The following is a 22095-nucleotide window of genomic DNA, read 5'->3' as shown; positions in this document are numbered from 1 at the left end:
AACTCGCGCTGAGCCCGGTAACCTCTACCGCTGTGCCCCCCACCGCCGCCCCGGAGACCGCCCGTGACCGTCGGCGCCAGCGCACCCGGCGTGAGCTCGCGGTCGCCGCGGTGCGGCTGTTCGAGGTGAACGGCTTCGGGGCGACGACGGTCGAGGAGATCGCGCTCACCGCCGACTACTCGGCCAGCACGTTCTTCCGGCTGTTCCCGCGCAAGGAGGACGCCGTCTTCTTCGACATGCCGGACCGTCTGGAGGTGCTGAGCGGCAGCCTCGACGAGCACTCGACGTGGACCGACATCCGTGCCGCCATGCTCGAGCACGCCCGGACCTGGGAAGCCGGCGACCCCGAGTTCGCGGCGGCCCGGGTCCGCCTGTTCCACCGCGAACCGGCGCTGACCAGCCGCTACCTGGACTACTGTCAACAGTACGAGGACTGGCTCGCCGAGCTCGTGGCCCGCCGAGGTGATCCCGGTGGCCCGGTCGACGTGAGCGCGCGGCTCACCGCCGCGTGCATCGTCGCCGGCCTGCGCGCCGCGTTCCGGGCCCAGGCGAGCACCACCGACCCCGCCGACGCACGATCGGTCGTGCTGCACCTGGAAGACGCCTTCGACGCCCTCGAGGCTGGGCCGCTCCGGGCGCTCTAGTGTCGCGCGTCAGCCGCGCGGGATGACGAAGTCGGTCAGGCGCGCACCGTCGGCGTCCAGCCCGGCCCACGGGCCGGTCAGGCCGAGCACGGCGATCGCCGAGGTGGGGAACTTCAGCCGTACCCGCTGGAGCGCGTCGGACTCGTCGTGAGATCCGCCGCCGGTCAGGTGCAGGGTCAGGTCCCGCATGGTCGGTTCGTGTCCGACGACCAGCAGCGTCCCGATGTGCTCGGGGACCTCGCGCAGCACCCGCAGGAGCAGCTCGACGTCGGCATGGTAGATCCGGGGATCGTGGTCGACCGGCGGCGCGGGGTCCAGGCCGGTGGCGGCGAGTCGCCAGGTCTGGCGGGCGCGCTGGGCGGGGGAGCAGAGGACCTGGTCCGGGGTGTGACCGGAGCTGCGCAGCCATCGCCCGGCTTCGGGTGCGTCACGCCGGCCGCGGGGCGCCAACGGACGCTGATCGTCCGGCACGTCGGGCCAGGCGGATTTGGCGTGGCGCAGCAGGACCAGGTGGTGGGTCTCGTTCGTCGGCTGCACCAATGCTCCTCCGGCCGCGGCTGACTCGGTTCGCTGCTTGTGTGTAGCCCTATCCGTCCACGGATGCCATCCGAGTGACGGGTCGGCCTGCGATGAGGACGGCTCGTACGGCGTCGGCGCTGGGGGCGCGGAGCATCTCGGCAGGCCGCGCGGTCGGCTGGATGATCCGAGCCCATGCCGAGCTCGGGGAGCCGGAACCGGGTGCCGCACACGCCGCTGGCCGGCGCCCAGCGTGCCGGTCGGCTCAGTTGCGCGGCCGGGAGGGCAGGTTCAGGTGGGGGAGCGCCGGTGCCGGGGATGTCGAGGGCGGTGACTGCCGCCTCGGCCTGGGCCGGGGTGGCGGCGTCGCGCGAACCTGCACCTGGTCACCGATCTGCAGGGTGTCGAAGAAGGCGATGGCGTCGACGTCCTGCATGTGCACGCAGCCGGCCGAGGCCTTGCGCAGGTCACCACCGTGGAAGGCGACCCCGCCGGGGGCGAAGAACACCGAGTACGGCATCGGCGTGCCGCCCTGCTCCGCCGACTTGTGGTTCTTGTCCTTGGACAGGACGTTGAACGTCCCCGTCGGCGTCTCCTGACCGGGACCTCCCGAGCCGACGGGCACGGGCCCCCGGGTCACCGCGCCGGCGTGGATCAGCCAGGCCCGCTGGGTCGTCAGGTCCACGCAGGCCTTGGCGGTGATGTCGCACGGCGTGCCGGGCACGAGGTCGACCGCGGCGAACGCGGGCGAGGCGAGCCCGGCCAGCGCGGCGCCCGTGCACACCGCGAACACAACAAAGGTCATCGTGGCGCGAACCGCGCCCGCAGTCCGTGCGGCCAATCCAGTCTCCTTGACGTGCATCCCTGAGGATCAACGAGGCATCCCCGTCAGAGTGACTGCCGCACCCGTGGCTGCGACTGAGAGTCGTCAGGAACGTACCCGCCGCCTGATCAGTCAAATGACCTGGCTGCCTGACGTAGCGTGGTGCGGTGGATCCAGTGCAGCGGCTTGCGGTGGCAGCGGATGCGCCGGCGGTGGCGGAGCTGATGCGCTCGTCGGTGTTGGACCTGTTCCCCGCCTACTACGACGAGACGCAGGTGGCCAGCGCCGCGGTGCACATCGCCGCTCTGGACGTGGCACTGATCGACGACGGCACCTACTACCTGCACGAGGTCGGCGGCGAGGTCGTGGCGTGTGGCGGGTGGAGCCTGCGCAACAAGCTCTTCAACGGCACCGGCGCGGGTGCCGACGGCCGCCTGCTGGACCCGGCGAGCGAGCCGGCCAGGATCCGCGCCATGTTCGTCCGGCGCGACTGGACCAGGCGCGGCCTCGGCCGGGCGATCCTGGATTCCTCTGTCGGGGCGGCCCGGTCAGCCGGCTTCCGGTCGCTCGCGTTGATGGCGACTCTGCCCGGGGTGCCGCTGTACAAGGCACTCGGCTTCACCGAGGTCGCGCGCGTCCCACTGACCATGCCCGACGGAGTCGTCCTGGCCGGCGTGGCGATGGAGCGCGGCGTCGACTGACCCACCCGCCGCCGGGAGGTACCTACCGGCCTGGGCCGGGCTGATCCTTGTGGGACAGCTTCGCCAGCTCGCCCTCCCCACCGATGTGCCGCCACCGGTCGCCTTCCTGGCACAGCCAGTGCGCGTCGACCTCGGGTGCCGGGTCGGGGCCGAGCACCCAGGTCATCTCCTCATTGCACAGCGGGCAGCAGGGCCCGGAAGCGGAGAACGCCACGGGATCACGGTAGGGCCCGGGTACCGACGGAATCAGCCGCCGGTGAGGTGATGCCTGTCTGAAGAATTTTGCGATTCGCATTCAAGATCTCTTCCGCGTCGACCGATACGGCATATGAGATGTGCACCCGACTGTTAGCAGCGGTTTGAGGAAGGCGTACCTATGACGACGGCACTGATCTGCGACGATCGCCGGAGCGTTCGTGAAGGTCTCACTCGCGTGATGTCGGCGGTGACGGGTCTGCAGCGGATCGACGCTGTCGCGAACGGCAACGAGCTGGTGGCGCGGTACTCCCGACAGTCGGCGGACGTCGTGCTGGTGGGGACCCAGCGGGCCGTTCCCACCGGTATCGATGCTGTTCGTCGGCTGCTCGCGTCGTTCCCGGCCGCCAATGCCATCGTGTTCGGCGCTCCGGACGACGCGGGCAGCATCACCGCGGCCATCGCCGGCGGGGCGCGCGGATATCTGCGCTGGGACGCTTCGCGGCCTGACCTACTGGCGGCGCTGACCCATATCCTCACCAGTAATGCGGTGCAGGCACCCGTGACCCGCACAGCCCCCGTCTCAGCGCTGACCGAGCGGGAGCTGCAGGTGCTGCTCGGGATGAGTCAGGGCAAGAGCAATGGTCAGATCGGCCGCGAGCTCTACCTGTCCGAGGACACCATCAAGACCCACGCCCGCCGGTTGTTCCGCAAGCTCGGCGTGAAAGACCGGGCCGAGGCCGTCGCCCATGGGTTTCGCCAGGGCCTCGTTTCTTGACCTTTCCACGGCTGTCCCGGCCGTAAAAGAGTGATCCTTGAGCCCGGCTTTGTTCCGGGGATACCGGCACGACCTCCTCTGACGCCCGACTCGGCGTGCCCATCCGCCATAGAGTGGAAGGCTTTTCGCCGCCCCGGGTAGAGGTTATTGAGTCGTCAATTATGGTGCGATCGCGCCTGTCCGCCGGGCGCGACTTTTCGCGGGCTGTCCGGCCCCGGTGGCGCCCTGGTGGGCCGCTGACCCGATTCAACCTCGGCCCGGTCGCATCGAGCGCGTTACATAGCGCTAGTGCACTCTCTGCAACATGGTGTTACGCTCTGCAATGAGATCTGCGGTTAGCTACTCCTGGTGACAGACACGCCGGACGGTCGCTGGGACGAGTGATGCCTCAAGTTGACGGTGAGTGTTCCCGATCTTCGAGCGGGCGCCCGGGCGGGGACGTGGGGTGCCCTGATCTCGACGGAAACCCCGAGGTCATTCCGCCAGAAGAGCGGCGGGGCGCATGAACACATGACACTCATTGAGGCCGCGGTTCCTGACCCCCGGAAGAATTACGCCCATGTAAGTAGGGGTAATCAGATAACCGGTGTCGTATCCGCGCTGTCCTACCCTCGTTGCTGGGAATGGGTGGGGTCCTCCGGGAGGGGCGGACTCTTCGCGCAACGAAGCTGCGACGGCGGGGGCGATGATTCAGCTCGAAGGTATTTGCAAGGTGTATCGGGCTGGTGATGTTGAGGTACGGGCGCTCGACGACGTCGACTTGACGATCGACGAGGGTGAGATTGTTGCGATCATGGGGCCGTCGGGGTCCGGCAAGAGCACAATGATGAACATTCTGGGTTGCCTGGATGTGCCCACTTCGGGCCGTTATCTGCTGGACGGAGTCGACGTCTCCGGGCTGGGCGATGACGAACTCGCGGACATTCGGGGTCGAAAGATCGGCTTCGTGTTCCAGTCCTACAACCTGCTCGCCCGCACCAGTGCGGTGGTCAATGTCGAGCTCCCGCTGCTCTACGCCCGCTCCCGCACCCGGCGCCAACGCGCCACCGCCGCGCTCGAAGAGGTCGGGCTGGCCGATCGTGCACAGCACATGCCCAACGAGCTCTCCGGTGGCCAGCAGCAGCGGGTGGCCATCGCCCGCGCGCTGGTCACCGAGCCATCGATGCTCTTGGCCGACGAGCCGACCGGGAACCTCGACTCGACCGCGAGCACCGAGATTGCGCAGATGCTGGTTCGACTTAGCGATGTGGGCCGGACCGTCGTATTGATTACCCACGAAGAGGAGATCGCTTCGTATGCGCGGCGTGTCATTCGGTTGCGTGACGGGCGGGTAGTCGCCGACTCCGCCGACTCCGCCGACCGGGCCGGCGTTGGTGCGCAGGTTCCGGTGGAGGTCGCCGAGTGAACTTTACTGAGGCGTTCCATGTTGCGGTGCGTGGGCTGCGGGCCAATCGGCTGCGGTCCTTGTTGACGATGCTCGGCATCATGATCGGCGTTGCGGCCGTCATTCTGCTGGTAGCGCTGGGCAACGGCACGTCCGCGCGGTTCAACGCCCAGATCACCTCGCTGGGTACCAACTTGATCGGGGTGCTGCAGTCGCGCGGCAGTGTGGCCGCGAGCGGGCGGAGCCAGCCGCTGACCGACAAGGACGTGAAGGGGCTGCAGCAGGACAGCCAGCCGCCGCGGCTGCTGTCGGTGACGCCGGTCAAGCAGGCCAGCGCGGTGTTGGACTTCCAGAACTCGATGTGGCGCACGAGCATCTTCGGTTCGTCGCAGTCCTACCTGGCGGCGTTCCACCGGACGATGGCGGCCGGGAACTTCTTCACCGACGGCGACGTGCGTACCAGCACGAGGGTCGTGGTGTTGGGCGACAAGCCGGTGCAGCAACTGTTCGGTGGGCTCCCGGCCGCGGCGTTGGGCCAGACCATCCGGATCGGGCGGCAGCAGTTCCAGGTGGTGGGCGTGCTCGTCCCGAACGGGCAGAACGACGACGTCGCGGTGATGCCGATCAGCGCGACGCGCAACTACCTGGTCGGCGGCGACGACACGGTCGATCAGATCGTCGTGGAGGCCACCAGCCAGGCGACCGTCCCGGCCTCGATGAACAAGATCACCAACGTGCTGATGGACCGGCACAAGGTCAACAGCCCGGCGCAGAAGGACTTCGAGGTCCATTCGAACCTGGAGCTGTTGCACCAGTACACCCAGCTGACGGATGTATTCACGTTGTTCCTTGTCGCCATTGCCGCGATCTCGCTGCTTGTCGGCGGTATCGGCGTCATGAACATCATGCTGGTCACGGTCACCGAGCGAACCCGTGAGATCGGGATCCGCAAGGCGGTCGGGGCCCGTCGCAAGGCCATCCTCAAGCAGTTCCTGATCGAGTCGACCGTGCTCGCCGGTCTCGGGGGGCTGGCCGGCGTCGTCGTCGGGGTCGGCCTGTCGCTGGCCGGGAAGAGCGTGGGAGCCAGTTTCGGACAGTTCGCCCCGCCGGAGCTGTCCATCGGGTCGGTGGTGCTGGCGTTCACCGTCAGTCTCGGTATCGGCCTGTTCTTCGGGGCCTATCCGGCCAACCGAGCCGCTCGGATGCGTCCGATCGACGCACTGAGGTACGAGTGAGGCAGCAATGACGCGCGGTCCACGAAGGGGAATTCGCACGATGCACGCACCAGATCACTGGCAGAAGGTGACCGGCCTGGCCATGTCGCGAGCCGAGGAGCTTGTCGCGACTCGGCGGGGTCGGTGGCTCAGTGCTGGCGCGGTGATGCTCCCGGTGGCGTTGGTCGTGGTCGCCTGCGGTACCGGCGTGGGCTCGTCGCCGACGACGGTGCGGGTCACCCGGGGCAGCGTCGAGCGCACGGTGGCGGCGACCGGCGCGCTGCAGGCGATCACTGAACAGAACCTCGGGTTCGCGAAGTCCGGCAAGTTGGTCGAGCTGATGGTGACGGTCGGGCAGCAGGTCACCGCGGGGCAGGTGCTGGCCCGGATGGACGACTTCGAGGCCCAGGCGGACCTGCAGGAGGCCCAGGCGAAGGTGGCGCGCCAACAGGCTCACCTGGACAAGATCCGGGACGGCAACCAGGTTGACGCCGCCGGGGACGACCACGACGCGGCCAGGGATGTCTACGACTCGACCAAGGACGAGTCGGATGCGATCGACGGGGCGAACTCCGACTCGCTGGACCAGGCTCACCAGCAGTTGAGCGACGATCAGGACTCGCTGAAGCAGGCACAGCAGCAGGTCCGCTACGACCAGTCGAAATGCAACCGGTCGGTCACCGGAGGCTCGCACCGCTACGACGGCTACGGCGACAACGCCGACGTCACCTCCAAGAACGACAAAGGGCTGCTGCTGGAGTCGCCGCTGAACGTGCACTCACCGGCGTGTGAGCGCGCCGAGCGCGGCAAGGCCGCGGTCGTGTCCTACCAGCGGCAGATCAAGCGCGACCGCGACCAGATCCAGTGGGCCGAGCGGCGCGGCGACATCGACCATGCCAAGCAGCGGGTCGCGGAGGCGAACGCCCGGCGCGAGGCGATGGCCGCGAAGGACGCCGCCGACGGTGCGGAGAGCGACCGGCCGCACGACATCGAGGCGGCCGAGGCCGATGTGGCCGACGCCCAGGTCGATGTGCGCCGCGCGCAGCGCAGCGTGGACGACACCGTGCTCAAGGCGCCGGTGGCCGGGACGGTGGCCAGCATCAACGGCACGGTCGGGGAGTACCTCGGGTCGGCCACCGGAACCACTCCGCTCGCACCGGGTAGCCGCGCGTCGCTGCCGGACCTGGACTCCGGCGTCGGTGGCAAGGACTCCAACGGTTCGAAGGCCCAGCGTCCGGGCGGCCCGTCCTTCCTGACACTCAAGGACGTCAACAGCTTCCAGGTGGTCGCCCCGTACGAGGAGTCGGACGCCGCCCTGATCGCGCCGAACCAGAAGGTCGAGGTCAGCTTCGACGCTGTCCCGGGGTTGACCGAGGTAGGTACCGTGTCGTCCGTCGCCCCCGCCGGCACGCAGATCCAGGACGTCACCAACTACTACGTCTCGGTCGTGCTCAACGGGGTGGACCCTCGGCTCAAGGGTGGTCTGACCGCCGAGACCAAGGTCGTCGTGGGCAACGCGGACAACGTCCTCGTGGTGCCGACCGCCGCGGTGCAGCGGGGCGGACAGTCCGGCGTGGTGCAGGTGATGCAGCCCGACGGAACCCAACGCCAGGTCCAGGTGCTGCTCGGCATGATCGGCGACACCAATACCGAGATCGTGGAAGGGCTGAACGAGGGCCAGCAGGTCGTCATCGCGCAGGGGTGACCGGTCCGGGAACCGCCGCGTAGGGCGGAAGGCGGGACAGAGACCCGGGGGCGACGGCGTGACCGTCACCCCCGGGTCTCTTCGTTCACCCGGGGATCTTAGTGGTCGCCGGTGCTTCCGGTCGAGCTGCCGATGGCGCCGAAACGGTACAGCGGCAGCACGATCCACCGGGCCTTGCCGATCACGCTCCGCACCGAGACCGGCCCGTTCGCGGCCGCGCGCGAGTCCACCGAGTTGTTCCGGCTGTCGCCCATCACCCAGAGGCTGCCCGGGGGGACCCGGACCGGGCCGAACGCCGCCTGCTGGGCCTTGCCGAACTCAGGCGCGAAGTAGACATACGGTTCGTCGACCGACTTGCCGTCCACGATCAGCCGGTTGCGGGCGTCGCAACAGGATACTGTTTGGCCCCCCACCGCAATGACCCGCTTGATGAAGTCCGTCTGGTCCGGCTGCTCCATACCGAATACCGCACCAATAGAGCCAAGAGCTCGCATCAGCGGGTTGCTGGTAACCGGTGCCTGTGGGAGTTCGGTGTTGTGCCAGCTATCCGGGACGATGAACACCACGATGTCCCCGGGTTGGGGAGTGCTGAACTTGTAGGCAAGCTTGTCCACCAACACACGATCATTGTTGCAACCGGTACAACCGTGCAGTGTGGTCTCCATCGAGCCACTCGGGATTGCATACACCCGGGCGATGAATACCGGGATGAGTACTACCAGCAAGGCGACCACGAGCAGCACTCGCAAGCCCCGGCCGAACAGGGGACGCCCGTCCGTGCGAGAAGAATCCGTCTCGGGTGAGGCCACGTCCGTCTCCTCGGTAGCCAGTCGGCCGTGTTTGCGGATCACCGGTGCTCCCTACTGTGAAGCATGTGGACGGGCCCATCCTTCACCGTGCGGACAGCTCCGACCCCGCCGGGCATGAGTCTTCACCCCGCGGTGTCGATGACCGCACGTCGCGCGGCACCGGCCCACCCGAGGTGACCGCATTCACTACAAGAAGTGAAGCCCGAGTAGATAGGCCCTTTAGGGTTGGCTTTTAGAACTTCGCCGACCTCAGGTTTGTTTCACTCGGACGCAGCGGGAACGCCTACTTGAGGTCAGAAAACCCTCGAGATTGATCACCTTGAGTAGTGAAATCCCCTGGATTGACGAAAGTCGAGCTCCTCGTTCGGGCGTGTCTTCCCCGAAGGAGTGTTCCTGACTGCGTGGCGGGTACGGATTGTGGACATCCCGGTCCCTGAGTACTACTTCTAAGGGACGAGCCGGGGCGATAAGAGACTTCGGCCATATCCATGGAGGCAAGCGTGATCCGCAAACTTAGTCATGGTGCCCTGACAGCGGCGGCGGTCGTAGCCGTGGCGGCAGGTGGTTCGGCCGCGTTGGCCGGCACCGCATTCGCGGGAGGGCACGACTGCGGCTGTGACGGATGGAATGGCGGATGGGGATATCACGGCTCGTCCGACAACGATGGTGGCAACGGCGGGAATGGCGGCGACGCCACCGTCAATTGTGTGCTGCCGATCGGTATCTCCGCCGGCGTGATCGGCCAGGGCGGCGACAACTCGCAGTGCAACGCCACCGGTGGAGCCGGCGGCGACGGGGGCACCGGCTCCAACTACTGATCGGTCCTAGCCGTAACCACTCCTGAAGCGTTACCAACAGTGCAGGCCCCGGATGTGTCTGGGCCTGCACTGTTGTCTCTGCCCGCGGTTGTCTCTGCCTGCGGTTGTCTCTGCCCGCGGCGGTGCGGGACAACCACCACCGGGCGCCGAACGGCCAGGAGTATGTTGCTCTGCTGTGCGATGCCAGTCTTCGACGAGCTGTCAGAACCCGGTGGCCCATAGCTGCGACCAATGTGGGCACCTGGTCTGCGACCTGCACCGCGAAGTTCTGTCCCGGGGCGACGACCACGGCCAGGTCACCTGCTCGGACTGCACACCGAAACCACGCTCCAGACTGCGGGACCTTCCCGGTATCCGAGGCCGGGGTGCGGGGAAGTCGGAGAGTGGCTGGCTCTTCGACGACGAGAACACCGCGGTCATCGGTGAGCCCTTGGGACCGGATCTCGGCGGGGTTCCCCGTCAGGGGGACAACGAGCCCGACAGCGCGGCCGCCGGCAAGAAGAGCTCGGTCGAGAGGGCCTGGGGAAAGAAGAGTCTCGTCGAGCGGGCCTCGGGCAAGAAGGTCTCGGAAAAGAGGGCCTCGGGCAAGAAGGTCTCGGACAAGAATTCACCGGTCGCGCTGAAGGACGAGATCCAGGGCCCGCTGGTCATCCTTACCGTGCTGGCCGCGATCGTCGCCATCGTGGGGGGCCTTGCCGGCAACAGTTTTCTCGCGTTGGCCGGCGGTCTCATGAGCGGGGCGGCCCTGCTCGCGGTCATCATCCTCGGCCTCACCACGCCCAAATGACCGCTACGGCCGCCCGGGGACACGCCCGGCCGTCCCGCTAGCCCAACCCGAGCCAGCCCTGGTCCAGTGCGCCGGTGAGTTCGCCGAGCAAGCCAGGGTCGGACGTCTGGTCCGCGTCGCTGTCCGGGGTGTCGCTCGACCCCGTCGCCCGGTCTTCACTGTCTGTCGAGGGGTGCTCCGGTCGCGGGGCAGCGCCCTCGACATCCTGGTAGCGGGCTCCTCTGGACCGCTCGAGTAGCCGCGCCGCCGGCACCCTCGGGGTGGCAGACCCGCCGTGCGGGTCGGCGGCGGCCGGCGCGGTCAATGTGGGCGCCCGACGCCGGGGGATGAGAGCGGGTATCCCGGGCCCGGGTGCCGCGATCGCCGGGTTGGGCGGTGGGTCGCTGAGTGCGGTGGCCGGGTCGGGTGGCGGGTTGGTGAGTGCGGTGGCCGGGTTGGTGAGCGCATTCGTCGGGTCGGGCAGCGCCGCCGGTGGCGTAGCGGCGGCCTGCTCGCCGTTCCGTTCGATCACCAGCGCGCTGGCCACGCCGACCAGCAGGATCAGCCCGGCCGCACCCGCAGTCACGCCGGTCGGCAGCCCCCAGTGGCCGGTGTGGTCCGGTTCCGAGCGCCCCGGCCCCGAAGCCTGCGATGCCTGGGCACTGCCGATGAGTGCCACGGGCCGCGCCGGTTCGGGGGCGAGCCTCGGCGCGGGCGCGGGCGCGGGCGCGGGCGCGGGCGCTGGCGCTGGCGCGACCGCGGCGTTGGCCGGCGTGGGCCCGAGCCTGAACCAGACGGGCTCGCTGGGGGACTGCCGCGCGGGATGCTCGCCGGCGTCGGCTGCCGGTTGCCTGCGCTGAGCGGGGGGCGTCAGCGCGAGCGGTGTCTTGACGGGCAGTGGCTCGGCACCTCGCCGCACCACGCTGCCCCGGATGATCGCGCGCAGCGTCGCACCCAGCTCCGCCGAGCCCTCAGCCGGTCCGGTAGCGACCCCGTAGAGCATCCATCTCGGCCCGTCCACCCCGATGAACCAGGACAGCTCGTCGCCCGACGCGGCCAGAACCTCAGGGCCCCACTCGCCCGGCTCGGAGCGGACCTGGGCGCCGCTGTTGCCCTGCACGGTCGCCACCTCATCGGCGATCTCGGGCCACAGCGCGCTGCTCCGGGGCGCGGCCAGCACGCTGAGGTCGACATGGCCGGTCGGTACCAGCAGGTGGACCGTGCGTGTCACCGTGCCGGCTGTGTTCTCGGCTTGAAGCCGCGCCTCGTCCGGCAGCTGGATCCGGAGTGGACCGAAGTCGAGGGTGCCGTCCTGCTCCGGCGGATGGGCGTCCTCGGAGTCGTACGGACCCCTGACGGCGCCCGGCGCGTCGCCGACCGGCTCACCGGGCACCGAGGGCCGCCGCTCAGTGAGCTCGGACCCATCCCGCGCACGGTCAGACATTTACCCCCACCATCCGGAAACTCCCAGTCGACCCGACGTCCCACCGAAGTTATCGGGTGTGACTCCCCTTTCCGGGTGCAACGAGCACTGTGTGCCACCGATGCGTTTGAAGATCACTCGTATGTGCAGCGCGCGAGACATCGACTCGAAGAGTCTGATCACTTGGCGTGACATATCGAGGCGGCGTGTGAGGGTCTGGTTGCCGACTTCGGCGGGGGTGAGCCGCGTGAGCTGCCTGGATGGTTCTATGGGCGCCATAAGTGCGCCCTCTGGTGGTCACTCGCTGTAAACGCGGATGGGTATTCTCGGTTGGCCCGCCCCACTCCGCATAACTCTCGACTTTCACACGTTGGGGTCACGTGAACGCTCTCGCGGGAGCGTTGGAATTCAGTGGGCTATTTGTCGCATCACCTATCTGGGGCTGCGGTCGTGACGCAACGGTGATCTGCTCGTTGATACGAATATGCGGGCCGGCACAGGCAGCGTGGAAGTCTCAACGGAGAGGAACGGCACGTGTTGAAGAAGGTCATCGTGACGGCCACTGTGGCCACAGTGGCTGCGCTCGGAGTCGCCGGAATCGCCTATGCCGACACCAACAGCGATGGTGCCGACGGGTCCCGTGGCAGCAGCCACAGCAGCCGGGGCCCCCTCGGTGGGAGCGGTGCCGACAGCGCTGACAGCAGCGACAGCAGTGACAGTGCTGACAGCACCGACAGCGACAGTGGCAGCGGCGCGACCAGGTCGAGCGCCGCCGACGACACGACAACAAGCTCCACTGACAGCACCGGATCCGACAGTGGCGCGTCGAGCGACTTCAGCGGCGACGGGAACAGCAGCGCGGCGGACGGCGACGACGCGGGGGACAACGGCCGCGCCGGCGACGACGGCAAGAGCACTCGCGGTTACAGCCTCCTCGGCGGCCTCTGACGCCAGGCGTTCCGGTGATCGTCGGCCCGGTGGGCGTGGTGTCACTCGACGCGGGCGGCGTTTATCGGGTGAGAGCGTCCGGGCGGGACGAAGCGGTTGTATTTGCAATAACTGATGCCGCGGCTTCTGTTCCAGTGGGGACGCAGGCGTCGAAATACCTTTCCTGTGCCACACCTTCGAGGTAATTGGATGTCGTGCCCGCACGGCGTCACCGCGCGGTGCCGGACTCGTTGCATTCTATGCGGGAGTGACGCCGGTCTATCCCCGATAGTTCCCCAAAGTGCTACAACTAGAAGAGACTTCGACGGCCGACTGTAGATCTTCGGCCTGGTCGACGGCCACGTGTCACTCACACTGTCGACGCCTTCGCCGAAGGCCGGCAGTCGTCGCCCCGAAAACTGATGGAGGACGAATGATGATCCGCAAGATCGGTCATAGGGTCGCGGTCACGGCCGTGGCCGTCGCGCTGGCTGCCGGTGGCACGATTGCCTTCGCCGGCCCCGCCTTCGCGGATGACCACGATTGCGACAGCTGCAGCCACGGCGGCCACGGCGGTCGGAGCATCGACTACTACAAGTCGAACGGCGGCGACGGCGGCAACGGCGGCAACTCGAACGCCAACTGTGCGGCCCCGCTCGGGGTGTCGGCCGGGCTCATGGGCCAGGGCGGCCCGGTCTCGCAGTGCAACTCCAACAGCGGCAGTGGCGGCGACGCCGGCGACGGCTCGGACTAGAACGCGTCTCAGCGGCTTGCGCCGCGACAGATCCAGGCCTCGGCATACGCCGGGGCCTGTTCTGCGTCGCGGGCCGCGCGAGCCAGTGGGGAGCCACTCAGCCCGCACTGCGGGCGTCCCGGCGCCGCAAGTCGGGACCAGGCGAACCCCCGCGCGAGGCTTGGGTGCACACTAGAAAGGCGGTAGAGGCCCCCGACACATCCGGGGGCCTCTACCGCCTTCTCGTTCAGGGGCGTTCAGAGGCGTTGCACCGCAAGCCGGGCGGAGCTGTCGCGCGGCCTTGCGGTGACCTGTCGTGGACGGGTGGTGCAGGTCCCTGACACATCCGGGGGCCTGCACCATCCGGGTCTAACGGATCGTCTCTCCCCGGGGACAGACGATCAGTAGTTGGCGCCGGTGCCGCCGCCGCCGCCCGCACCGCCGGTGGCGTTGCACTGCGAGTTGTCGCCACCCTGCCCGATGATGCCCAGCGAGAGTCCGATCGGGAGCACGCAGTTGACGTACGTCTTGCCACCGTCGCCGCCGCTGCCACCGGTGTTGTCACCGGTGCCGTGGCTGCCGGCGAAGGCGGTGCCGCCGAACAACGCGGAGCCGGTGGCGCCGAGCGTGAGAACGGCGGCAGCCACGGCGGTCTTAGAGCTGAACTTGCGGGTCACCCTTAGCCTCCAAAGTCATTTGTGCGCTGAGGTCGATTTCGCTCAGCGCGCGCAAATGTCTACCGCGCCGCAGTATCCGGTGTCCAACTCGGCGCCGGTCTTTCATTCGAAGGTTGCGGGAAACCACGCTACAGGGTGGTTCATGGTTTCTACCGCGATCGCATGGGAGAGAACTTGACATTCGGAGATGAGTGTCCGGAATTCAATCCGATTGAGATGCTGCTCGAAGACGATCGCGTTCTGGTGCGATCCACGGTACTGGCTCGCGGTCAAGTGGTTAGTTGACTGCGGTACTACTGAGTACTACTGCGGTACTACTGGGGTACTACTGGCACTGCAATGTGGGCGTGAAAGTGGGAAGGCGGGTAGAGGTCCCCGACACATCCTGGGACCTCTACCCGCCTAATCTCGGTAAATCAGTAGTTTGCGCCGGTCCCACCGTTGCCGGCGCCGCCACCGGTCGCCTGGCACTGCGAGTTGTCGCCACCCTGGCCGATGACGCCGGCGGTCACGCCGATTGGAATCACACAGTTCGAGTTGGCAGCTCCACCGTTGCCACCGGCGCCACCGGAGTTGTTGTGCTCACCGTGACTTCCGGCGAACGCGGTGCCACCGAACAGAGCCGACGCACCAGCAGTCAGAGCCGCTGCGGCGACCGCGATGACAGCGCGCTGTCCGAGCCTGCGGTTCATATTTCCTCCTGAAATGACTGGCCGGGACGCCCTTCGTCCCAACCGCTTTTGTAGGCTTAGTGGGCGCGGATCAACTTGTCCAACAGTGTGCGGAAGTCTCACGACGAATCCACTCAGGGGAGTGAATCCCGGAGGTGGTGATCCTGCACGTTCAGGTGAAGATGAGTAAACCGGCCGACTTCGGGCGACGGGGAGTCGAATTTGCGCGCGGTCGAGTGACGAACCTTGTGATGAGTGTACGCATTCCCGACTCGTTCACCTTGCGGTGTTCTCCGCGTTACTGTGTTCTCGCGCTACGCGGGTGGCCGCCGCGCTCGGGGCGCCGCGTTCGTTGCCGCCGAGTGCGTCGCCGACGCCTCAACGGCGCCGGTCCCCGCGCCGGGCACAGTCGATACAGGTCGGCGTGGCCGGTAGCGCCGCCAGCCGTTGTGGTCCGATCCGGGCGCCGCAGCGGATGCAGGTGCCGTACGTGCCGTCCCTGAGGCGTTGCGCGGCGCGGTCGATGGCGTCCAGCTCCGCCCGGGCGCCGGCCAACAGGCCCTGCAGCTGGGCTCGCTGGTAGCCGATGGTGACGCCTTCCGGGTCGTGCTCGTCGTCGTGTGTGGTGAGCGCCTGCTGATCGGCGAGCTCCCCGATCTGCCGCTGCAGGGACTCCGCGCGTCGGCTGGTCGCGTCCCGCTCCGCCGCGAGCACTGTGTCCGGCCGCTGTTCCCCCATGCCCGTACAACCGCCGTGGCCGGTCATCTCTTCCTCGGATCGGATTCAGCTGTCCGGTTGGAGGCCGCTCACACCGTGGCGGTGGCCGTCGGTCCAGGCGGCTCGGGCAATGGTCCGAAGCGCTGTTTCGATGTCGATATTGCCCTCTGCCAGGTCATCCAGGGCCAGTCCGACAAGGACGTCGATCAATCCTGATGGACCGTGGTCGCCGGGAGGTGTCGCCTCCCCGGAATTCTCGGGGGGAGTCGTCGGGGGCGGCATGCAGGGGAAGGTACGCGCGGGTGCGACTTCACTCGTCAACCTTTGCTGGGAAATACTCCGAGTCGGCTCAAGTTCGTCCGCCTAGCGGGCGCCCATTCGGTCCCTCGGTCTAACGTGAGTTCGTCGAGCATGCGGTGCCGGAGAGGGTCGTCGTAGAGTAAAGCGACGGCCTCGAGTTGGGAGTTGACCTCCAGCTTGGCCAGGATTGCACGGATCTGGGTGCGCACGGTGGTCGGTGGTACCGCGAGGCGTTCCGCGATGGCGCGGGCCCGGTAGCCGTCGGTCAGCAGTCCGAGCATCTCGTGTTCGCGGGGGCTGAGCCGTTGCAGGCGTTGGGCGAAACATTTCTGCCGGTCCTGGTAGGTGCGGTGCCGGTTCAGCCATCGTTGGCGTTCGGCCCCGGTCATGACGGGCTCCCCGGCCGCCGCCGCGATCAACGTCCGCAGCAGGACGTCGAACGAGGCGGACCTGGCGAGCCAGCCGATCGCGCCGGCGGCGATGGCGGCCGCGGTGCCAGGCTCGTCGGAACCGTCGTTAAGGACCAGGGTGCGCAGGTTGTGCTGGCTCAGTGCCGCGACCAGGTCGGTCCCGTGAATGGCGCGACCCTCGGCATCGACGGTCCGCGCCAGGTCGAGTAGTGCCAACCCGGCGGGTAATCGGGCTGCCGTCGCCAGAATGGCATCGTGCTCGGTCATCGGAATTTGGTGGGCGTCGAGGCCTTCGGCCCGCAGTGCGATGCGCAGTGCGGTGCTGAACAGGTTGTGGTGGTCAATGATGAGGACCGAGTGCCGGAGTTGGGAGATTTTGTCGGCGTTCACCTGTTCAGTCCGGTGCGACTGGTCCGGTAGCGCTCCACCGTCGAGCCGTGCACATAGCTCGAGGGGTCGATCGTGGAGACCGTGATTCTGGTCGATCCTGTCTCAAGCGGTCGGTATCGAAACATCGCGACAGACCTCCATCGCTATCAACATCCCACACCTACGACGTAAGGACCGGCTGCTCACCTAGGTCAAGGGTGGGCAGGCGTCTTGTCTACCCCCCGCCGTGATCACCTACAAGGGACAGCCGTCGCAATCCCCGCAAAAATTGCGCGGCACGGTCAAATAGGGCCGCGCGTTGTCGCCAGTAGCTCTCCAATGGCCTATTGACAACATCGGTCGACGCTTACTTGAGCTCCTTGGCGACGGCTTCGAGCATTGGTACCGCTCTGAGTAGCTCATCGGTGACCTCGGCGGGCAATCGCTCCAGGCAGTCGTACAGGACCTGGGTGCGCTGGGCGCGGATGCGCTGGTGCACCACGGTGCCGGCGGGGGTGACCTGCACCCGCACCGCGCGCTGGTCGGAGAGGTCGGTCCGGCGACTGATCAGCCCCTCGTCGTCGAGCTTGCGCACGACCCGGGAGAGCATGGTCGGGTTCAGTCCCTCCAGCTCCGTGAGCTCGGTGAGGCCGAGCGGCCCGCGCACCGCGATCAGTCCCAGCACCGAGTACTGGGTGGGGGTGAGGCCCTCGTCGGTGGAGGTCGCGTTCAGCTGCCGGGCGAGCTTGCTGATGACGCCTCTCAGACGGGCGACCAGTTCGACGTCCATCACACCCCGGGATTTCTTGCTTGCCGATAGGCAAGTACTACGCTTGAGTTCATGACCAGATCGGACAAAATTGCGGGCGGGCCGGGTCCGATCGTACACAGACCGAGGTTCTTGACCGCCGCGCCGAAGACGCAACTCGCGGCCGTGGGTGCCGTCGCCCCGGTTCCGGTGTCGACCGTCGGCGGATCCGCCGGCGATCCACTGCCACGGCGCAAGCTGATCTTCGCCATCGTCTCGATGGGGCTGTTCATGAGCTCCGTCGACCAGACCATCGTGGCCACCGGGCTGCCGGCAATCCAGCGGGAGCTGCACGCCCAGATCAACTGGAGCGGTTGGACCATCACGATCTACGCACTGGGCCAGGTACTGGCGATGCCGATGGCCGGCAAGATCAGTGACATGTACGGGAGACGCAAGGTCTTCCTGATCTCGGCCGCCGTGTTCACCGTGGCATCGCTGTGCTGCGGGCTGTCGCACAACATCTACGAGCTCGTCGGGCTCCGCCTGGTCCAGGCGCTCGGCGGGGGTGCCTTCATGCCCTCGGCCACCGGCATCGTCTCGGACCACTTCGGCCGGGAGCGGGATCGTGCACTCGGCATGTTCACCAGCATCCTGCCGATCGGCGGGATCGTCGGACCGATTCTGGGCGGAGTCTTCGTCGCGGTCTGGTCCTGGCGGGGGATCTTCCTGGTGAACGTGCCGATCGGCATTGTGCTGATCGTGCTCGCCGCCGTGTTCCTCCCGGCCGGCGCGACCCGGTCCACCGGCCGCATCGACGCATACGGCATCGGGCTGCTGGGCGTGGTCATCCTCGCGGCGATGTTCGGGATCACCTACCTCGGCAGCGGCGAGATCCCGCTCTACGACCCGGTCTTCCTCGGTTCCGAGGCGGTCGCGGTCGCGGCGGCCTGGCTGTTCGTCCGGCACACCAAGAGGCACGCGAGCCCGTTCATCCCGTACCGCCTGCTGCGCGGCAGGGGCTTCGGTGTGATGAACGTGATCAACCTGCTCTACGGCGCCGCCGCGCTCGGTTTCGGCGCGTTGGTCCCGCTCTACGCGGAGCAGCGCTACGGCATGCAGCCACTCGCCTCCGGCATCCTGCTCACCGCCCGGGCGGTCGGCATGATCTCGGTGGCGGGCGTGGCGGTGCTGACCCTGCGCCGCACCGGCTACCGGTTCCCAATGGTCGTCGGGTTCCTCGTCCTGGCCGCCGGGTTGATCGCGATGGCGACGACGCCGCACCTGTCGACCTACGCCTGGCTGGCCATCGCGGCGGGCGTCACCGGCTGCGGGATGGGGCTCGCGGTGCCCGCGTCGAACAACGCAAGCCTGCAGTTGGCACCGGATCAGGTGGCCGCGATCGCCGGGCTGCGCGGGATGTTCCGACAGTCCGGTTCGATCATCGCGGTGTCGGTCACCACCGCGATCCTGGCCCGCAGCGGCGACCCCGGCATCGCTCAGGCGCACGTGTTCATCGGCTTCGCCGTGGTCCTGCTCGCGGCACTGCCGCTGGTGTTCACCGTGCCCGACCACCGGGGCAGCTGGTAGGCCTGACGTGCGGGTGGCGGCCCGGTGCGTGCCAGGATCTCCGTCGACCCGAACGGAGGGAGGTCGAGCGTGTCGCTGCGGCATGCCCTGCTGGCGCTGCTCGAGGCGCGCCCGATGACCGGCTATGAGCTGGCGAAACAGTTCGACGTCTCGGCCGCGTACGTCTGGCACGCCCACCATCCGCAGATCTATACCGAACTGCGCCGGCTCGAGTCGGCTGGCATGGTCGAGGCGGAGGAGGCACCCCGGGGCATCGCCGCCACCAAGCGGCGCTACTTCCTCACCGACCCCGGCTGCGCGGAGCTGTTGCGCTGGCTCGCCGAGGTGTCCGAACCCGGTCGGGAGCGCGACGCCGCGTACCTCAAGGCCACCTACTTCGAGTTCGGTTCGTTCGACCTCGCCAGGGAGCACTTCCGAGGCCACCTCGAGCACTACCGCCGTGTCGAGGCGCACTGGTCGGCGCACGCGGACCAACTCGAACGCAGGGACACCGCGCTGCTGCGCCGGCGCCTGGCGCACGCGCCCCAGCACGCCCACGACGCGATCGTCGCCTACAAGGTGCACGTCTACCGGGGTCTGACCGAGCGGGCGCGCACCGAGGTCAGGTGGGCGGAGCAGGGCCTGGAACTGGTCGACCGCCTGGAGCGGGATGCCGGGATACCGGGGGACACCAGCGTCTACCGCCCGACCCCGCCGAGGGATCAGCCTTCCGCCAGCTGACCGGAGGGCTCCCTTTCGGCCTTCATTTATGTACCTCTGTACATATATCGTGGACGCTCCGAATCGGGTGCAACCGCGGAGGTCGACGATGACCGATACGGCAACGGTGGACGTCGGTGAGGTGCTGGAGCGGGCCCGCATCGGCGGAGTCCGGGTCCTCGCGGTCGCGCTGTGCGCACTGGTGGCCCTGTTCGACGGGTTCGATCTGCAGATCATCGGCCTTGCCGCGCCGTCCATCGCGCGGAGCCTGCACATACCGGTCGCCGGCCTGGGCGCGGTGTTCTCCGCCGCGCTCGCGGGCCTGGCCGTCGGCGGGCTCGTGCTCGCGCCGCTGGCGGACCGGGTGGGTCGCAAGGTGGTCCTGCTGGCGGCGGTGGTGTGCTTCGGAGCCTTCACGCTCGCGACGATGACCGCCGGATCCGTTCCCGCCCTGCTCGGCTACCGGTTCGTGACGGGGCTCGGGCTCGGCACCGCCGTGCCGTGCGCGATCAGCCTCGCCTCGGAGCTGGTGCCGGCCGGGCGGCGGGCGACCATCGCGGGGCCGTTGTTCGCCGGCTTCCCGGTCGGTGGGGTGCTCGCCGGGCTGCTGGGCAGTCGGCTGATCCCCACCGAGGGCTGGCAGTCGCTGTTCGTCGTCGGCGGGATCGCACCGCTGGTGCTGGCGGTGCTCATCGGGTTGCTGCTGCCCGAGTCGCCGATCTTCCTGGTGGAGCGTGGGGCGCCGGCCGAACGTATCGCGCGGACGCTCGCGAGGGTCGTACCCGGGCTGGCCGTGGACGCCTCCACCCGCTTCACCGGGGCCCAGCGGCGCCGCGTCGAGAAAGCGCCGGTGCGCCGCCTGTTCGATGCCGGCCGGCGCGGCAGCACCGTGCTGCTGTGGGTGGCGTCCTTCGTGGCCTTCGGCGTGCTGGTGGTCAACTCGTCGTGGACGCCGACCCTGCTCGCGCCGTTGGGTGTCCCGGTGGCGCGCACCGCGGTGGCTCTCGCGCTGTTCAACGCGGGCAGCGTGGTCGCCACGGCGGCGGGCGGCTGGCTGATCACCCGCTTCGGTGCCCGCCGGGTGCTGCCGGTGGCGTTCGCCCTCTCCGCCGTCGGGGTCGGCGGTGTCGGCCTGGTCGCTCCGTCGACCTCGGGTGTCGCCGTGATGGAGGTGCTGGTCGGGCTCGGCCTGGGGTGCGCGAGCTCGGGTGTCATCGGCCTGGCCGCGGTGGCCTACCCGACGGCGATCCGTTCGACCGGTGTCGGCTGGGCACTGGGCGTCGGGCGCGTCGGGTCGTTCACCGGCCCGCTCGTGGTGGGCGTACTGGCCGCCGCGGCCTGGGCGGTGGCGGGCGTGTTCGGGGTGCTCGGCGCCGCCTGCGTGCTCGGCGGGCTGGCCGCCGCCGCGATGCGCCCGGTGCGCGCCGAGGCCGGCCTCCTCGCCCCCACCACTCTCACCGAAGGAGCCCCATGAGCCGCATTCCGGTCACCCTGGCCTGCTGGGACTACGACCGCACCCAGGCACTCGCCGACGGATCGGTCCGCCCGGAAGGCGTCGACCTGACCTACCTGTGCCTGCCGGTGGAGGAGACCTTCTTCCGGATGCTGCGCCACCGTGAGTTCGAGGCGGCGGAGATGTCGCTGTCCTCCTACGTCACCGGGCTCGCCGCCGACCCCGCGCGCTGGCCGTTCGTGGCGATCCCGGTCTTCCCCTCCCGCGCGTTCCGGCACAACGGCATCTACATCCATAGCGGCAGCGGGATCGAGAAGCCCTCCGACCTCGCCGGGCGGACCGTCGGCGTGCCGGAGTACCAGGTCACCGCCGCGGTCTGGATCCGAGGCATCCTCGCCGACTACCACCAGGTGCCGGTGTCCTCGGTGCGCTACCGCACCGGCGGCATGCACGAGCAGGGACGGGTGGAGAAGCAGGCCCTGAACCTGCCGCCGGAGATCGACATCGAGCCCATCGGAGCGGACCGCACGCTGGCCGACATGCTGGTCACGGGGGAGATCGACGCCCTGTACGCACCCCGCACACCGCGCCCGCTGCTGGAGGGCCGGCCCGAGGTGCGCCGACTCTTCGCCGATCCGAGGGCCGCCGAGGAGCAGTACGCGGCCGAGACCGGCATCTTCCCGATCATGCACGTGGTGGTGATCCGCCGGGATGTGTACGAGAAGTGGCCGTGGCTCGCCCGATCGCTCTACACCGCGTTCGAGCAGGCCAAGGCGGCGACCGCCGGCCGGATGGGGGAGACCGCGGCCAGCCGCTACATGCTGCCCTGGCTCTACGACGAGGTGGAACGGACGCGTCGGCTGCTCGGCCCGGACTTCTGGCCGTACGGCTTCGAGCGCAACCGGTCGACGTTGGAGGTCTTCCTGCGCTATGCCCACGAGCAGGGGCTGACGCCCGGTCGGGTCGATCCCGCCCGGCTCTTCGTCCCGGAGACCCAGGACACGTACGTCATCTGAGTCCCCCTC

At 68.3% G+C, this 22095-nt stretch carries 24 protein-coding genes; 14 read left to right on the top strand and 10 right to left on the bottom strand.

What is annotated here, in order from left to right:
• The first annotated feature begins 32 nt into the window (after nt 1-32).
• Complete coding sequence (locus ACTXG6_RS29795; protein ID WP_445182722.1) at nt 33-644, top strand: TetR/AcrR family transcriptional regulator; 612 nt, start codon at nt 33-35, stop codon at nt 642-644.
• A 9-nt stretch (nt 645-653) separates the two neighbouring features.
• Here the strand turns inward: ACTXG6_RS29795 and ACTXG6_RS29790 are convergent, their stop codons facing one another.
• Entirely contained in the window at nt 654-1181 is a 528-nt protein-coding gene (locus tag ACTXG6_RS29790) for a SixA phosphatase family protein (protein WP_445182721.1), read from the bottom strand.
• Nucleotides 1182-1425: 244 nt separating this feature from the next.
• Entirely contained in the window at nt 1426-1965 is a 540-nt protein-coding gene (locus ACTXG6_RS29785) for a L,D-transpeptidase (protein WP_445182720.1), read from the bottom strand.
• 194 nt (nt 1966-2159) lie between these two features.
• Between ACTXG6_RS29785 and ACTXG6_RS29780 the strand changes: the two genes are divergently transcribed.
• Complete coding sequence (locus ACTXG6_RS29780) at nt 2160-2684, top strand: GNAT family N-acetyltransferase (RefSeq protein WP_445182719.1); 525 nt, start codon at nt 2160-2162, stop codon at nt 2682-2684.
• Between the two features lie 22 nt (nt 2685-2706).
• On the opposite strand, the gene ACTXG6_RS29775 is transcribed toward ACTXG6_RS29780, so the two are convergent.
• Entirely contained in the window at nt 2707-2898 is a 192-nt protein-coding gene (locus ACTXG6_RS29775; protein WP_445182718.1) for a hypothetical protein, read from the bottom strand.
• A 162-nt stretch (nt 2899-3060) separates the two neighbouring features.
• On the opposite strand from ACTXG6_RS29775, the gene ACTXG6_RS29770 reads away from it, so the two are divergent.
• The 4 genes from ACTXG6_RS29770 to ACTXG6_RS29755 all read left to right on the top strand — a co-directional run bounded on the left by ACTXG6_RS29770 (nt 3061) and on the right by ACTXG6_RS29755 (nt 7960).
• Entirely contained in the window at nt 3061-3657 is a 597-nt protein-coding gene (locus ACTXG6_RS29770) for a LuxR C-terminal-related transcriptional regulator (protein ID WP_445182717.1), read from the top strand.
• A 685-nt stretch (nt 3658-4342) separates the two neighbouring features.
• A complete protein-coding gene (locus ACTXG6_RS29765; RefSeq protein ID WP_445182716.1) occupies nt 4343-5062 on the top strand; it encodes an ABC transporter ATP-binding protein in 720 nt (239 codons plus the stop codon).
• Entirely contained in the window at nt 5059-6276 is a 1218-nt protein-coding gene (locus ACTXG6_RS29760; RefSeq protein WP_445182715.1) for an ABC transporter permease, read from the top strand. The genes ACTXG6_RS29765 and ACTXG6_RS29760 overlap by 4 nt, the downstream gene beginning before the upstream one ends.
• Before the next feature lie 40 nt (nt 6277-6316).
• Entirely contained in the window at nt 6317-7960 is a 1644-nt protein-coding gene (locus ACTXG6_RS29755) for an efflux RND transporter periplasmic adaptor subunit (RefSeq protein ID WP_445182714.1), read from the top strand.
• Between the two features lie 98 nt (nt 7961-8058).
• Here ACTXG6_RS29755 and lepB read toward each other — a convergent pair whose 3' ends face one another.
• Nucleotides 8059-8811 (bottom strand): signal peptidase I, encoded by a 753-nt coding sequence (gene lepB, locus ACTXG6_RS29750; RefSeq protein ID WP_445182713.1) that lies wholly within the window; start codon nt 8809-8811, stop codon nt 8059-8061.
• A gap of 458 nt (nt 8812-9269) precedes the next feature.
• Between lepB and ACTXG6_RS29745 the strand changes: the two genes are divergently transcribed.
• Nucleotides 9270-9587, top strand: a complete 318-nt coding sequence (locus tag ACTXG6_RS29745) for a hypothetical protein (RefSeq protein WP_445182712.1) — start codon at nt 9270-9272, stop codon at nt 9585-9587.
• Nucleotides 9588-9798: 211 nt separating this feature from the next.
• The gene (locus ACTXG6_RS29740) at nt 9799-10374 is read left to right on the top strand and encodes a hypothetical protein (RefSeq protein WP_445182711.1); all 576 of its coding nucleotides are present in this window, start codon (nt 9799-9801) and stop codon (nt 10372-10374) included.
• 37 nt (nt 10375-10411) lie between these two features.
• Here ACTXG6_RS29740 and ACTXG6_RS29735 read toward each other — a convergent pair whose 3' ends face one another.
• Nucleotides 10412-11797, bottom strand: a complete 1386-nt coding sequence (locus ACTXG6_RS29735) for a DUF3710 domain-containing protein (protein WP_445182710.1) — start codon at nt 11795-11797, stop codon at nt 10412-10414.
• Nucleotides 11798-12310: 513 nt separating this feature from the next.
• On the opposite strand from ACTXG6_RS29735, the gene ACTXG6_RS29730 reads away from it, so the two are divergent.
• A complete protein-coding gene (locus ACTXG6_RS29730) occupies nt 12311-12724 on the top strand; it encodes a hypothetical protein (RefSeq protein ID WP_445182709.1) in 414 nt (137 codons plus the stop codon).
• Between the two features lie 415 nt (nt 12725-13139).
• On the top strand, nt 13140-13457 hold the full coding sequence (locus tag ACTXG6_RS29725) for a hypothetical protein (protein ID WP_445182708.1): 318 nt from the start codon (nt 13140-13142) through the stop codon (nt 13455-13457).
• Nucleotides 13458-13837: 380 nt separating this feature from the next.
• Here the strand turns inward: ACTXG6_RS29725 and ACTXG6_RS29720 are convergent, their stop codons facing one another.
• The 5 genes from ACTXG6_RS29720 to ACTXG6_RS29700 form a co-directional block, all read right to left on the bottom strand.
• The gene (locus ACTXG6_RS29720) at nt 13838-14113 is read right to left on the bottom strand and encodes a hypothetical protein (protein WP_445182707.1); all 276 of its coding nucleotides are present in this window, start codon (nt 14111-14113) and stop codon (nt 13838-13840) included.
• 416 nt (nt 14114-14529) lie between these two features.
• A complete protein-coding gene (locus ACTXG6_RS29715) occupies nt 14530-14805 on the bottom strand; it encodes a hypothetical protein (protein ID WP_445182706.1) in 276 nt (91 codons plus the stop codon).
• Nucleotides 14806-15162: 357 nt separating this feature from the next.
• Nucleotides 15163-15522 (bottom strand): TraR/DksA family transcriptional regulator, encoded by a 360-nt coding sequence (locus ACTXG6_RS29710; RefSeq protein WP_445182705.1) that lies wholly within the window; start codon nt 15520-15522, stop codon nt 15163-15165.
• Between the two features lie 296 nt (nt 15523-15818).
• Complete coding sequence (locus ACTXG6_RS29705; RefSeq protein WP_445182704.1) at nt 15819-16601, bottom strand: helix-turn-helix transcriptional regulator; 783 nt, start codon at nt 16599-16601, stop codon at nt 15819-15821.
• A 346-nt stretch (nt 16602-16947) separates the two neighbouring features.
• Complete coding sequence (locus ACTXG6_RS29700; protein ID WP_445190132.1) at nt 16948-17370, bottom strand: MarR family winged helix-turn-helix transcriptional regulator; 423 nt, start codon at nt 17368-17370, stop codon at nt 16948-16950.
• Nucleotides 17371-17481: 111 nt separating this feature from the next.
• On the opposite strand from ACTXG6_RS29700, the gene ACTXG6_RS29695 reads away from it, so the two are divergent.
• From ACTXG6_RS29695 to ACTXG6_RS29680, 4 genes are all read left to right on the top strand, one after another.
• A complete protein-coding gene (locus ACTXG6_RS29695) occupies nt 17482-18918 on the top strand; it encodes an MFS transporter (RefSeq protein ID WP_445182703.1) in 1437 nt (478 codons plus the stop codon).
• Nucleotides 18919-18987: 69 nt separating this feature from the next.
• Complete coding sequence (locus ACTXG6_RS29690; protein ID WP_445182702.1) at nt 18988-19638, top strand: PadR family transcriptional regulator; 651 nt, start codon at nt 18988-18990, stop codon at nt 19636-19638.
• 88 nt (nt 19639-19726) lie between these two features.
• Nucleotides 19727-21091 (top strand): MFS transporter, encoded by a 1365-nt coding sequence (locus ACTXG6_RS29685; protein ID WP_445182701.1) that lies wholly within the window; start codon nt 19727-19729, stop codon nt 21089-21091.
• Complete coding sequence (locus tag ACTXG6_RS29680) at nt 21088-22086, top strand: ABC transporter substrate-binding protein (RefSeq protein ID WP_445182700.1); 999 nt, start codon at nt 21088-21090, stop codon at nt 22084-22086. The genes ACTXG6_RS29685 and ACTXG6_RS29680 overlap by 4 nt, the downstream gene beginning before the upstream one ends.
• Nucleotides 22087-22095 lie beyond the last annotated feature (9 nt).

Source organism: Pseudonocardia sp. Cha107L01, assembly GCF_052566575.1.
This window is presented reverse-complemented; position numbering and strand designations above follow the sequence as displayed.